The sequence below is a fragment of the Neisseria viridiae genome, assembly GCF_962747995.1.
GTDB classification, from domain to species: Bacteria; Pseudomonadota; Gammaproteobacteria; order Burkholderiales; family Neisseriaceae; genus Neisseria; species Neisseria viridiae.
In genome coordinates this window covers 18,428-32,136 of sequence record NZ_CAUJAJ010000019.1, presented here as the reverse complement: position 1 = coordinate 32,136, position 13,709 = coordinate 18,428, and the positions used below count along the sequence as shown (strand labels likewise).

The window sequence follows — 13,709 nt, the reverse complement described above, 5'->3', positions numbered from 1 at the left end:
AACAGGTTGAAACCGATGCGGGTGATGAGGCTGTGTTCGAGTTCGGGATCGGAGAGGCTGTGCCATTGTCCGAGCAGGACGGCTTTGAACATGGACAACAGGGGATAGGCGGGACGGCCGCGGTGGTCTCGGAGGTAACGGGTTTTTTGACGGTTCAGGTACTGTTCGATCGGCTGCCAATCAATCACCTGATCCAACTTCAATAGCGGGAAGCGGCCGATGTGTTTGGCAATCATGGCTTGTGCGGTTTGCCGGAAGAAGGTGCTCATGGGAAATCCCCTAAATGTCTTGGTGGGACTTTAGGGGATTTTGGGGAATTTTACAAAGGTTTCATCAAGCGCATCATAACTATGAAAGGTATCGGTGTACACAATGCCATCAGGCTTAACTTTCTCTATCTAATACAGCCCCAAACTTTTTACTGTTTAAATAAATTTCTAAAGGCTTGGGCAGGCCGTAATCTTTCAAATGCGCCGGCTTTATCCAAATGCCGTCTGAAGGGCTTTCAGACGGCATTTGCCCTTCAAACGGCGTAATTATCAGCAGCCGGTGCGTCAGGCGGTGGGTCAGGACGGTCTGTTCGTCCATATCTGCCACGGTCAGGGAGAATTTGGCGGCAAAGTCGGAAAGCCCGTTCAAACTTTCAAAACACGGCACGCAATACAGTCCGCCCCAAATGCCTTTGGCGGGGCGTTTCTCCAATAAGATTGCGCCGTTTCGGTTGCGGACAATCAGCCAGTAAAGCGGCAGGGTTTGCACTTCGGAGGCGGTTTTTTTGCGCGGCAGCTCGGCGGTGCGGTTTTGCTTTTTCGCTTCGCAGATGTCCGCCATCGGGCATTGGTGGCACAAGGGTTTTGTCCGTTTGCACACGGTTGCGCCCAAGTCCATCAAACCTTGCGTGTAGGCGGGCATATCGGCGTTTTCAGACGGCATCAGACTTTCGGCAAGCATCCAAAGCGAGTTTTCAAATTTTTTGTCCTGCGGATTGCCGTCGCGGGCGAACACGCGGCAGAGCACGCGTTTGACGTTGCCGTCCAAAATGGTTTCGCGGCGGTTGAAGGCAAAGGCAGAAATGGCGGCGGCGGTGCTTCTGCCTACGCCGCAGAGGGTTTCCAAGTCTTTGCGCTCCGACGGAAACGTGCCGCCGAACTGCCCGACGACTTGTTGCGCGGCTTTGTGCAGGTTGCGCGCGCGGCTGTAATAACCCAAGCCCGCCCACAGCGACAACACTTCGTCTTGCGGTGCGGCGGCAAGTGCCTGTACGGTCGGGAATTTTTCCAAGAAACGCGGATAGTAGTCCAACACGGTAGCGACTTGCGTTTGCTGGAGCATGATTTCGGAAAGCCAGACGCAATAAGGGTTTTTGACCTGCCAAGGCAGGTTGTGCCTGCCGTATTGTTTTTGCCAGCGGATGAGCTGTTCGGAGAAGGGGATGGGTGTGTTCATTAATATCAATCGGTTGGTTTATTTATATGGGAAACAGTATGTTACGGTATAACATTTAAAAATAATTCTTGTTGACTTATTTCGTGTACGGGTATATAAATCACATAAAGAGACTTTATTGCGGTATTGAAATTATCTATCAACAAGCAAGGAGTATCATTATGAAAGCAATGGTTTATCACGGCGCAAACGACATCCGTTTTGAAGAAAAACCCCGCCCGCAGATTATCGATCCGACCGATGCGGTGGTGAAAATCGTCAAAACCACGATTTGCGGTACCGACTTGGGTATTTGGAAAGGCAAAAACCCCGAAGTCGCCGACGGCCGTATCCTCGGTCATGAGGGCATCGGTATTGTAGAAGAAGTAGGCGAGGCTGTAAAAAACATCAAAGTCGGCGATAAAGTCATTATTTCATGCGTCAGCAAATGCTGCACTTGCGACAACTGCAAAATCCAACTTTATTCGCACTGCCGCAACGGCGGCTGGATTTTGGGCTATATGATTGACGGCACGCAGGCCGAATACGTCCGGACGCCTTATGCCGACAACAGCCTCGTGCCGCTGCCCGACAACGTCAACGAAGAAGTCGCCCTGCTGTTGAGCGACGCTTTGCCGACCGCCCACGAAATCGGCGTGCAATATGGTGATGTCAAACCCGGCGACACCGTATTCATCGCAGGCGCAGGTCCTGTCGGTATGTCTGCGTTGCTGACTGCGCAACTGTATAGCCCTGCTGCCATCATCGTTTGTGATATGGACGAAAACCGCTTGAAACTGGCGAAAGAACTGGGCGCAACCCATACTATCAGCCCTGCTTCCGGCGACGTAAGCAAACAAGTTGCCGCTATCGTTGGTGAAGACGGCGTAGATTGCGCCATCGAAGCAGTCGGTATCCCTGCGACTTGGAATATGTGCCAAGATATCGTGAAACCCGGCGGTCATATCGCCGTTGTCGGCGTACACGGTCAATCCGTTGATTTCAAATTGGAAAAACTTTGGATTAAAAACCTTGCCATCACAACCGGCTTGGTAAACGCCAATACCACCGAAATGCTGATGAAGGCAATTTCCAGCAGTTCAGTGGATTACACCAAAATGTTGACCCACCATTTCAAATTCAGCGAATTGGAAAAAGCCTACGACGTGTTCAAACACGCCGCCGAAAACCAAGCGATGAAAGTGGTTTTGGAAGCGGATTAATCGGCGTTGAATCAGTTGTTTTTTAAGCGGATGCCGTCTGAACGTGTTTCAGACGGCATTTTTTCAGCCGCGTAAAATAGGCTGTTCCTGATCAATCAGGTATGGTGGATTAACAAAAATCAGGACAAGGCGACGAAGCCGCAGACAGTACAAATAGTACGGCAAGGCGAGGTAACGCCGTACTGGTTTAAATTTAATCCACTATATTTAAGGGGGATTAATGGGATATTTTGGTGGGAACGGCGGGTATTTGAAACGAAAACAGCCGAAAAACCTGTGGTTGGATGTCAGCTGTTTGAAGAAAAGGAATTTTGCAAAGGTCTCTAAGCGTTTTTAACGACGGCTAATTTGTTAGTTTCAGCCGTTCATCACGGTATTTTACCGATAGGGCGATTTCTCTAACTAATTGATAAGTATATTATAATTATTTTTTTTGTTATATGTTTCCGCACATCGCGCGCCATTCGCATTGTGCTGGAGATGGATGGGCATTTTAGGGGCAGTATGTCGGAGTGGTGCTGCCGTGTATGCCGACTGCGCCGCCAAGCGGCAAAATGCCGTCTGAAACAGGAAAGGGCTTCAGACGGCATTTTTACGATGCGGTTCAGGCTTTGGGTTTCAATGCCGCCGCTTCTTTGGCGAGGCGGGTGATGGTGTCCCAGTCTTTGTTTTTCACGGCTTCTTTCGGCGTCAGCCATGAGCCGCCGACGCATAAGACGTTTGGCAATGCCAAGTAATCGGGCGCGGTGGCGAGGCTGATGCCGCCGGTTGGGCAGAAGCACACGTCGGCGTAAGGGCCGTACAGGGCTTTGAGCATGGCTTTGCCGCCAACGACTTCGGCAGGGAAGAGTTTGAGGGTGTCGATGCCGTGTTCCAAAGCCAGTTGGACTTCGCCCGGAGTGGCAACGCCGGGAATCAGGGGGATGCCGCTGTTGTGGCTGGCTTTGGCAAGGGATTCGTGCAAACCCGGGCTGATGGCAAAAACCGCACCTGCGTCTTCAACGGCTTTGAGTTGTTCAGGATTGGTTACCGTACCTGCGCCGACGATGGCGTTGGGCACTTCTTTGGCAATCAGGCGGATGGCATCGAGTCCGACGGGGGTGCGCAGGGTGATTTCGAGGGTAGGGATGCCGCCTTCAACAAGGGCGTGGGACAAATCGACGGCGGTGCTTAAGTCGTCAATCGCCATCACAGGCACAACTGCGCCTGCGCTCAGGATTTCGCGGGGGGTCAGTTTGGACATTTTGGTTCTCCGGGTGGGGTGTTTTATTAAGATGGGACAGGTTGTAGGTCGGATACTTGTATCCGACATCTTGGACTGTGTCGGATTCGAGAATCCGACCTACGTCTATCTTAAAACGCTTGAATAATTTTTCAGACGGCCTTCTGTTTGAAAAGGCCGTCTGAAACGCGCATCAGGCAAATTCGCCGCCGAAGCTCATCGCGCCGGTTTCCGCGCTGCTGGTCATACTGCGGAAGCCGGCGAAGAGTTCGCGGCCGCAGCCTTGTTGGTTTGCGCTCAAGTCGATGTGTTCGACTTCGCGGGCGTTCCATTCGGCTTCGTTAATCAGGACGTTGAGTTCGCCGGTAACGGAGTCGAAGCGGATCAGGTCGCCGGTACGGATTTTGGCGATGTTGCCGCCCATCAGGGCTTCGGGCGTCATGTGGATGGAGGCCGGAACTTTGCCGGACGCGCCGGACATACGGCCGTCGGTCAGCAGCGCCACTTTGAAGCCCCGGTCTTGCAGGATGCCCAAAGGCGGGGTCAGTTTGTGCAATTCGGGCATACCGTTGGCGCGCGGGCCTTGGTAGCGGACGACGCAGACGAAATCGCGTTCCAACTCGCCGCGCTCAAACGCAGCCAACACTTCGCGCTGGTCGTTGAATACGATAGCAGGTGCTTCGATGATGCGGCAGCCTTCGCGCACGGCGGACACTTTAATCACGCCGCGTCCAATGTTGCCTTTCATCAGACGCAGACCGCCGTCCGGGGAGAACGGGTTGTCGGCTTTACGCAGGATGTCGTCGTTGCCGCTGGTTTCGGGGGCTTCGCGCCATTCGAGTTTGCCGTCGATGAGGAAAGGCTCTTTGGTGTAGTGGCGCATACCGTGTCCGACAACGGTATCGACATCGTCGTGCAACAGGCCTGCGTCCAGCAATTCGCGGATAACGAAAGGCAGGCCGCCCGCTGCGGTAAAGTGGTTCACGTCGGCCTTGCCGTTGGGATACACGCGGATGAGCAGCGGGATGATGGAAGAAATTTCGTCGAAGTCGTCCCAGTTCAAAATCACGCCTGCGGCGCGCGCCATAGCGACGAGGTGCATGGTGTGGTTGGTCGAGCCGCCGGTCGCCATCAAACCGATCAGGGCGTTGATGAACGATTTTTCGGTCAACATTTCGCCCAAGGGTTTGATGGTGCCGTTTTTGATGCCGCGCGCGAGGTGTCCGGCAGCGTAGCGGGTCAGGGCTTCGCGCAGGTCGGTGTAAGGGTGGACAAAGGCGGCGGCAGGCAGGTGTACGCCCATCATTTCCATCATCATTTGGTTGGAGTTTGCCGTGCCGTAGAAAGTGCAGGTGCCCGGGCTGTGGTAAGAACCCATTTCGCTTTTCAAAAGTTCGTCGCGTCCGACTTTGCCTTCGGCAAAAAGCTGGCGGGTGCGGGCTTTTTCTTTGTTGCCGATACCGCTGGACATCGGGCCTGCCGGAACAAAGATACCCGGAATATGACCGAACGAAAGCGCGCCTATCATCAAACCTGGAACGATTTTGTCGCATACGCCCATAAACAGGCTGCCGTCAAACATTTGATGCGACAGCCCGACGGCGGTACTCATGGCAATCACGTCGCGGGAGAACAGCGACAGTTCCATACCGGCGTAGCCTTGCGTGATGCCGTCGCACATGGCGGGTGTGCCGCCGGCAACCTGGGCGGTCGCGCCGTTTTTCTGCGCTTCGTCTTTAATTTGGTCGGGGAAGTCTTTAAACGGCTGGTGTGCGGAAACCATGTCGTTGTAGGCGGTGATGATGCCTAAGTTGGGAACGGTGTCCTGCAGCATTTCGATTTTGATGCTTTTGGGCATGGAGGCGTAGCCGTGCGCCAAGTTGCTGCAACCGAGCTGGTTGCGCTCCAGCCGTCCCATTTGTTTGGCGCTGCGGATTTTCGCCAGATATTTTTCGCGGGTCGGACGGCTGCGCTCGATGATGCGCTCGGTGATTTCGGCGAGCTTGGGGTGGATAGGAGTGTGGTTCATGTTCGGTCTCCTGTCGGAAGGGTGGTCTGTATGGGGTTTTGTTTGCGCGTTTCTGATTTTTTGTATCGGGTGTTCAGGCGGTGAATATTTTAAAGATATGCCGTCTGAAAGTGGGAAGCGGGTGCTATTATAGTACAAAATTTGTAATTTTGTTACAAAAAAATCAGACATTGAAAAGAAATTTGATTTAAATCGCAGAATCTTCCGATTGTTGTAACGGAATAGGGGAAACCTGCCCGATTTTTGGACTAGGTCAAATAAATTGTAAAAATGGGAATAGACAAAAAGTGTAGCGGTGTGTAGTATTACTACTCATTATGCCGCCTGTCTTTGTTTCCGATATTGCGATGCAGCGTGATGGGAAAAGCAGGTTTCAGACGGCATCGAAAAATTCTTTCCTGACGAGATAATACGATGAGTACACAAACAAATTTTGATTTGGTGTTGTTCGGTGCGACCGGCGATTTGGCGATGCGCAAGCTGTTGCCCTGCCTGTATCAGGCGCACGTGGCCGGTCTGCTTCATCCCGAAGGGCGTATTTTGGGGGTCAGCCGCAGCGAGTTGGATACAGAAGGTTTTCTGGCGAAGGTGGAAACCAGTTCCAAAATCCATGTGAAAGAAAATTTTTCCGATGAGGCTTGGGCATCGTTTGTCGAGCGTCTCGCATATCTCAAAGTCGATGTTACGCAGCCGGACGATTTTGCCGCTTTGGGCGATTTGGTCAAAGCACGAAAAGAAACCGACAACGTCGTCATCTATCTGTCCACCGCGCCCAAATTCTTCGCGCAAGCCTGCGAAAACCTTGCTGCGATCGGTTTGAATGCCGACAATGTGCGCGTGGTTTTGGAAAAACCGCTGGGTACGGATTTGGCTTCTTCCCAACAAATCAATACCGATGTGGCGCGTTATTTCAAAGAAGGGCAAATTTACCGCATCGACCACTACCTTGGTAAAGAAAGCCTGCAAAACCTGCTTGCGCTGCGTTTTGCCAATGTAATGTTCGAGCCGCTGTGGAACAATAAATACATCGAAAGCGTGCAGCTGACCATCGCCGAACAGCTTGGTGTGGAAGAGCGCGGTGAGTTTTACGACATTACCGGCGCGTTGCGCGATATGGTGCAAAACCATTTGATGCAGATGCTGTGCATGACTGCGATGGAAGCCCCCGCCAGCTTGGATGCCGACGCGGTGCGCGATGAAAAAGTCAAAGTCATCAAGTCATTGAAGCCGCTGACCGTCGAATCTGTCAATGAAAACGTCGTGCGCGGACAATATACCGCCGCTAAAGGTATGAACGGCTATCTTGAAGAAATCAACGTTCCGCAAGACAGCTTTACCGAAACCTACGTCGCCATTAAAGCCGAAATCGAAAACGAACGCTGGAAGGGCGTTCCCTTCTACCTGCGTACCGGCAAACGCATGGCGGGCAAAGTGGCAGAAATCGTTTTGAACTTCAAAGATTTGAACAGCCATATTTTTGAAGGCAGCCGCACTGTGCCCAACCGGCTCGTTATCGAGTTGCAACCGCATGAATCCGTGCGCCTCTATACGCAGATGAAAACCCCGGGTGCAGGCAATAAGGTCGAAACCGTGCCGCTGGCAACCGATTTGGGCAAAGCATTGGAAGGCCGCCGCGCCGAGGCTTACGAGCGCCTGCTGTTGGATGTGATTAACGGCAAACTCGCTTTGTTCAACCGCCGCGACGAACTCGAAGCCGCATGGGAATATGTGATGCCGATTTTGGAAAACTGGGCAAATAACACCACGCCGCCGCACGGTTACGGCGCGCACTCTTGGGGGCCCGAAGCCGCTCGCGAACTGTTGGCGCGCGACGGACACAAGTGGCACGAAGAGCAGTAATACAATAATGCATTCAGACGGCATGGGGTTTGAAATGCCGTCTGAACGCAAGTAAAGCAGTAAAAAGCAGTCCCGATATTTGGTATCAAAAGCATAAACAACTGTTCGGCCGGCATATTGCTCAACCCGTTTCCATAACGGAATATGCCGTCTGAAATAAAAAAAGGACACAAATATGTTTGTTTGGCACGAATACGAAAATGCGGCAGAAGCGGCGCAGTCTTTGGCCGACGCAGTGGCGGATGCTTTGCAGGGCGCGCTGGATGAAAAAGGCAGTGCGGTGTTGGCAGTCTCCGGCGGGCGTTCTCCGATTGCGTTTTTCAACGCCTTGTCGCAAAAAGATTTGGACTGGGGCAAAGTGGGCGTTACTTTGGTTGACGAGCGCGTCGTGCCGACAGACCACGTCGACAGCAATACCGGTCTGGTGCGCGAATACCTGTTAAAGAACAAAGCGGAAGTGGCAATGTGGATTCCTATGGTGGAAGACGGAAAAACTGAAACCGAATTACATCCCGATGCTGTTGTCGATTATGCACTGAAACATTACAAGCAGCCCGATGTTTTGGTTTTGGGTATGGGCAACGACGGGCATACGGCTTCGATTTTCCCGAAATCGCCCCAGTTTCAGACGGCAATCGACGGTTCGGCAGGTGTCGCGCTGGTTCATACCACGCCCGTTACCGCGCCGCACGAACGCATCAGCATGACCTTGGGCGCAATCGCCCGGACGCAAAATATCTTTTTGGCGATTCAGGGCGCGGAGAAAAAAGCCGTATTCGACCAAGCCGCACAAGGCGAAAACCGCGAATATCCGATCAGCTTCGTATTGAACCGCCAAGGAGTGAAATGCCATGTCTTCTATGCCGAATAAACAAGCCGGATATCCCCGACTGGTCGCCGACATCGGCGGTACGAATGCCCGTTTCGCATTGGAAACCGCGCCGTGCGTGATTGAGAAAGTTGCCGTCCTGCCGTGTAAGGAATACGACACGGTTACCGACGCGGTGCGTGCCTATCTGAAGCAAAGCGGTGCAACAGGCGTGCTGCACGCGGCATTTGCCATCGCCAACCCGATTTTAGGCGACTGGGTGCAGATGACCAACCACCACTGGGCATTCTCCATCGAAACCACCCGTCAGGCTTTGGGTTTTGAAACGTTGATTCTGTTGAACGACTTTACCGCGCAGGCATTGGCGGTAACGCAGACTTCAAGCAAAGACCTGATGCAGGTAGGCGGGCAAAAACCTGTCGAATTTGCCCCAAAAGCCGTTATCGGCCCCGGTACCGGCCTGGGCGTGAGCGGATTGGTGCACAGCCCCGCAGGCTGGGTGGCTTTGGCGGGCGAGGGCGGGCATACCAGTTTCCCGCCGTTTGACGATATGGAAGTGCTGATTTGGCAGTACGCCAAAAACAAATACGGCCATGTTTCCGCCGAACGCTTTTTGAGCGGCGCGGGCTTGAGCTTGGTTTACGAGGCTTTGGCTGCAAAACAGAAAGCCAAACCCGCCAAACTGATGCCGTCTGAAATCACGGAAAAGGCTTTGAGCGGCACGTCGCCTTTGTGCCGTCAGACTTTGGACATCTTCTGCGCCATGCTCGGCACGGTTGCTTCCAACCTCGCCCTGACGCTGGGCGCGCGCGGCGGCGTGTACCTGTGCGGCGGCATTATTCCCCGCGTGTTGGAATACTTCAAAACTTCCCCGTTCCGCAGCCGTTTCGAGAACAAGGGCAGGTTTGAAGCCTATCTTGCTGCGATTCCCGTGTATGTCGTCTTGAGCGAGTTTCCCGGAATTTCCGGTGCGGCTGCGGCTCTCGACAACCATTTGAGAAACGTTTAACCACAGCGGCTCCTTGCAGCGGGGCTGCATTATCGAAGGGCATATCATTATGTTAAGCAAAATCAGCGAATCACTGGCAAACCTTTCCGGTGCGGAACGCAAAGTCGCCGAATGTGCATTGGCGGAACCCAAATGGTTCGTCCATGCCGCCGTTGCCGAAATTGCCGAACGTGCGTCCGTCAGCCAGCCGACCGTCATCCGATTCTGCCGAAGCCTCGGTTATAAAGGACTGCCCGAGTTCAAGCTCGCGTTGTCCGCCAGCATCGGTCATGAGGGTATGCCCTATGTCCACGAAGAACTCAACGCCGACGACGATATGGCAAGCGTGGTCGAGAAAGTATTGGGCAATGCCGCCGCCTCGCTGTTGGGCGAACGCCGCTTCCTGAAAGAGTCGGAGCTGGAAAACGCCATTGCCACGCTGATGCACGCCCGCCGCGTCGAGTTTTACGGTGTCGGCAATTCCGGTATCGTCGCGCAGGACGCGCAGCACAAGTTTTTCCGTTTCGGCATGTCCACGGTCGCCTATGTCGATACGCACACGCAGCTGATGGCGGCATCCGTTTTGAGCGATCAGGATGTTTTGGTTGCGATTTCCAACACGGGTTCGTCTATCGAACTTTTGGATGCGGTCAGCATCGCCAAAGAAAACGGCGCGTCCGTCATCGCGCTGACCCGCAACGATTCGCCTCTGGCGCAACTTGCCGACTGCGTGTTGAGCGTTGCCACACAGGAAAATGCCGAACTCTACACGCCCATGGTTTCCCGCCTCTTGCAGCTTGCCGTCATCGACATTCTCGCCATCGGACTTGCCCTGCGCTTGGGCGATGCTGCCAGCCTGCAATTGCAGAAAAGCAAAAAAAGCATACACAACAAGCACATCGATTACGACAAAGATTGACCTTCAGACGACATCCCGCAAATGCCGTCTGAAATGCCGGACAACGGCCGTCGGCGGCTTGCGGCAGTTTCCGGCAGCCTCTTCATCCCACAACAAAAAACCTCATTCAGGAGCATACAGATGAAACACCTTCACGACTTACCCGCATGGTCGAAATTGTGGAACCACTTTGACGACAGCAAAACATTGCATATGCGCGAAATGTTCGAGCAAGACCCGCAGCGTGCGGAACGCTACTGGCTGCAAGTCGGCGGACTGACGCTGGACTACTCCAAAAACCGCATCAACGACGAAACCATGTCGCTTTTGTTCGAGTTGGCGCGCGAAGCAGGCGTGCCGGAGCGGATGCGGCAGATGTTCCACGGCGAAAAAATCAATACGACGGAAAACCGCGCCGTCCTCCACGTCGCCCTTCGCAACCGCACCAATTCGCCGATTGTGGTTGATGGTGAAGATGTTATGCCCAAAGTCAACCGCGTTTTGCAACGTATGGGCGAATTTGCACACGAAGTCCGCAGCGGAAGCTGGCTGGGCTATACCAACCAAGTGATTACCGACGTTGTCAACATCGGCATCGGCGGATCGGATTTGGGTCCGCTGATGATGTGTACCGCGCTCAAACCTTTCGGTCATCCGCGCCTCAATATGCACTTCGTCTCCAACGTGGACGGCTCGCAACTGCGCGACGTATTGTCCAAAGTCCACCCCGACACCACGCTGTTCATCATCGCCTCCAAAACATTTACCACGCAGGAAACGCTGACCAACGCACTGACCGCGCGCGAATGGTTTTTGAATCATGCGGGCGACGAAGAAGCCGTTGCCAAACACTTCGCCGCCGTTTCCACCAATCAAAAAGCCGTCGCCGAATTCGGCATCGACACCGCCAATATGTTTGAATTTTGGGATTGGGTCGGCGGCCGGTACAGCCTGTGGTCCGCCATCGGATTGCCGATTATGCTGTATCTCGGCGAAGAAAACTTCATCGAAATGCTCAACGGCGCGCACCTGATGGACCAACACTTCATCAACACACCGCTCGAGCGCAACCTGCCCGTCATCCTCGCCCTCATCGGCATCTGGTACATCAACTACTACGGCGGCGGCAGCCACGTCATCGCGCCTTACGACCAACACCTTCACCGCCTGCCCAAATTCATCCAGCAGCTCGATATGGAGAGCAACGGCAAACAGGTTACATTGGACGGCAAAGCAGTCGGACACGAAACCTCGCCGATTATCTGGGGCGAAACGGGCATCAACGGCCAGCACGCCTTCTTCCAACTGCTGCACCAAGGCACGCACATCACCCCCATCGACCTCATCGCCTCGCTTGAAAAACGCAGCAACCTGCCCGGACACCACGAAATCCTGCTTGCCAACGTCTTCGCCCAAGCAGAAGCCTTTATGCGCGGCAAAACCCCCGACGAAGTCCGCGCCGAACTCAAAGCGCAGGGTATGGATGAGGCGCGTATCGAAGAGCTGGTTCCGCACAAAACCTTCTCCGGCAACCGCCCGACCAACCTCATCCTGATGGATAAGGTCAACCCCCGCAATATGGGCAGCCTGATTGCCATGTACGAACACAAAACCTTCGTACAAGGCATCATTTGGGGCATCAACAGCTTCGACCAGTGGGGCGTGGAACTCGGCAAACAACTGGCTAAAACCATTTTGGGCGAACTGACCGGCGAAACCGGGCCGCAAAAGCACGACAGCTCGACCGAACGCCTGATCAGGCTTTACCTGCAAACCAACCGCAAATCATAAACCCCGGGGCAAAATGCCGTCTGAAAGGTGTTCAGACGGCATTTTGCACGATACGGGTTTGAAAACGGGTCAAAGGCATCCCGCAATCCCGTATAATACGCCGCACCATTTCAGACATTCACAGCCATACATCCCGCATCAGGCGTGAGCGGGAATATACGGGCAGACCGACAGTCCGTTTGGACGGAAAAGGAAATCCGATGAAAAAAAACTTACCCGCGCTGGCATTGGCAAGTATGCTGATTTTGTCGGGCTGCGACCGTTTGGGAATAGGCAACCTGTTTTCCGAAAATGAAGTTTCCTGCGGAAGCGAAGAGGCTAAAGAGATTTTGGTCAAACTCGTCCGCGAAAATGTCGAGGGTGAAACCGTCAAAACCTTTGACGATGACGCATTCAAAGACCAGGCATTTGCCGATATCGGCATATCGCATATCCGCAGCATGGTCGAACGTTTGGGCATAACCGTCGATGAAGTCCGAACCACCGAAAAAACCGACACGTCCAGCAAACTGAAATGCGAAGCCACGCTGAAGTTGGAAGTGCCGGAGGATGTTGTCGATTATGCCGTCGCCGCCAACCAATCCATAGGCAACAGCTATAAGAAAACGCCCGACTTTTTTGAACGCTACTACCGCAAAGAAGGCGCGTATTACATCAAAACTATTTCTTACAGCGTCCAGCCGACAGACGACAAAAGCAAAATCTTTGCCGAACTGAATCAGGCACACGATATCATCCATCCGCTCAGCGAGCTGGTGTCTATGGCACTGATTAAAGAGCCGCTGGACAAAGCGAAACAAAGGAACGAAGAACTTGAAGCGGCGGAAGCAGCGGCACAGGAAGCACGCGAGGCAGAAGAAGCAGCGGCGCAGGAGGCATTGAGCCAAGAACAGGAGGCAGCCCGCGTATCGGAATGGGAGGAACGCTACAAATTGTCGCGCAGTGAGTTTGAACAATTTTGGAAAGGTCTGCCGCAAACCGTCCAAAACAAGCTGCAAGCCCCACAGAAAACATGGAAAAGCGGGATGGATAAAATCTGTGCCAGCAAGGCAAAAGCCGAAAGTGAAACGCCAAACGGCATAAAAATCAGCGAACTGGCATGCAAAACGGCGGAAACCGAAGCACGGCTGGAAGGACTGTATAACCGCAAGAAGGCAGTGATTGACGAAACGGTCAGAGAGTCGGACAAAAAAGAAAAGGCCGCCAAAGCCGCATTGGACGGCGCGGTTCAGGCACTGCCCGCCGATATTGCCGAAACTGTTATGCCCGAATACCGCAGTTGGCAGAACAGTTTGAATGCCAAATGCGCCGACGGCGACGAATACGGCGTGGCACAATCCGACTGCCGTACCAGAGAAATCAATGCGAAAACCAAAGAAATCCAAGGTTATCTGATCAACTGACCTTTGATTTGAAGATGCCGTCTGAAATGTTTTTGCGTTTC

The 13,709-nt window shown here is 53.5% G+C and carries 12 protein-coding genes and 1 pseudogene; 8 read left to right on the top strand and 5 right to left on the bottom strand.

Annotation, left to right across the window (positions count from 1 at the left end):
* The 3 genes and pseudogenes from Q9J79_RS09240 to mutY all read right to left on the bottom strand — a co-directional run.
* The coding region (locus Q9J79_RS09240) for a transposase (protein ID WP_304685314.1) at positions 1 to 269 on the bottom strand (269 nt) is incomplete at its 3' end.
* A gap of 36 nt (positions 270 to 305) precedes the next feature.
* Positions 306 to 395, bottom strand: a pseudogene (locus Q9J79_RS10495) (IS1595 family transposase); the annotation flags it as partial.
* Positions 385 to 1,446, bottom strand: a complete 1,062-nt coding sequence (gene mutY / locus Q9J79_RS09235; RefSeq protein ID WP_301912061.1) for an A/G-specific adenine glycosylase — start codon at positions 1,444 to 1,446, stop codon at positions 385 to 387. The gene mutY and the pseudogene Q9J79_RS10495, both read right to left, overlap by 11 nt.
* A gap of 161 nt (positions 1,447 to 1,607) precedes the next feature.
* On the opposite strand from mutY, the gene Q9J79_RS09230 reads away from it, so the two are divergent.
* Complete coding sequence (locus tag Q9J79_RS09230) at positions 1,608 to 2,648, top strand: zinc-dependent alcohol dehydrogenase family protein (RefSeq protein ID WP_301912060.1); 1,041 nt, start codon at positions 1,608 to 1,610, stop codon at positions 2,646 to 2,648.
* Between the two features lie 604 nt (positions 2,649 to 3,252).
* Here Q9J79_RS09230 and Q9J79_RS09220 read toward each other — a convergent pair.
* Both Q9J79_RS09220 and edd read right to left on the bottom strand, forming a co-directional pair.
* Entirely contained in the window at positions 3,253 to 3,891 is a 639-nt protein-coding gene (locus tag Q9J79_RS09220) for a bifunctional 4-hydroxy-2-oxoglutarate aldolase/2-dehydro-3-deoxy-phosphogluconate aldolase (protein ID WP_301912059.1), read from the bottom strand.
* A 172-nt stretch (positions 3,892 to 4,063) separates the two neighbouring features.
* Positions 4,064 to 5,899, bottom strand: coding sequence for a phosphogluconate dehydratase (gene edd, locus Q9J79_RS09215; protein ID WP_301912058.1), 1,836 nt, complete (start codon positions 5,897 to 5,899; stop codon positions 4,064 to 4,066).
* Between the two features lie 414 nt (positions 5,900 to 6,313).
* Between edd and zwf the strand changes: the two genes are divergently transcribed.
* The 7 genes from zwf to Q9J79_RS10490 all read left to right on the top strand — a co-directional run bounded on the left by zwf (position 6,314) and on the right by Q9J79_RS10490 (position 13,668).
* Complete coding sequence (gene zwf, locus Q9J79_RS09210) at positions 6,314 to 7,759, top strand: glucose-6-phosphate dehydrogenase (protein WP_301912056.1); 1,446 nt, start codon at positions 6,314 to 6,316, stop codon at positions 7,757 to 7,759.
* Positions 7,760 to 7,934: 175 nt separating this feature from the next.
* Entirely contained in the window at positions 7,935 to 8,630 is a 696-nt protein-coding gene (gene pgl / locus Q9J79_RS09205) for a 6-phosphogluconolactonase (RefSeq protein WP_304717648.1), read from the top strand.
* Positions 8,611 to 9,597 (top strand): glucokinase, encoded by a 987-nt coding sequence (locus Q9J79_RS09200; RefSeq protein ID WP_301912053.1) that lies wholly within the window; start codon positions 8,611 to 8,613, stop codon positions 9,595 to 9,597. Before pgl ends, Q9J79_RS09200 begins: the two co-directional genes overlap by 20 nt.
* A gap of 49 nt (positions 9,598 to 9,646) precedes the next feature.
* Complete coding sequence (gene hexR, locus Q9J79_RS09195) at positions 9,647 to 10,495, top strand: DNA-binding transcriptional regulator HexR (RefSeq protein ID WP_002213148.1); 849 nt, start codon at positions 9,647 to 9,649, stop codon at positions 10,493 to 10,495.
* Positions 10,496 to 10,615: 120 nt separating this feature from the next.
* Complete coding sequence (gene pgi, locus Q9J79_RS09190; RefSeq protein ID WP_301912062.1) at positions 10,616 to 12,265, top strand: glucose-6-phosphate isomerase; 1,650 nt, start codon at positions 10,616 to 10,618, stop codon at positions 12,263 to 12,265.
* A 13-nt stretch (positions 12,266 to 12,278) separates the two neighbouring features.
* Positions 12,279 to 12,413 carry a hypothetical protein gene (locus Q9J79_RS09185; RefSeq protein ID WP_304685315.1) on the top strand — a complete coding sequence of 45 codons (135 nt, stop codon included), beginning with the start codon at positions 12,279 to 12,281 and terminating at the stop codon, positions 12,411 to 12,413.
* A 52-nt stretch (positions 12,414 to 12,465) separates the two neighbouring features.
* Complete coding sequence (locus tag Q9J79_RS10490) at positions 12,466 to 13,668, top strand: DUF1311 domain-containing protein (protein WP_301912052.1); 1,203 nt, start codon at positions 12,466 to 12,468, stop codon at positions 13,666 to 13,668.
* Positions 13,669 to 13,709 lie beyond the last annotated feature (41 nt).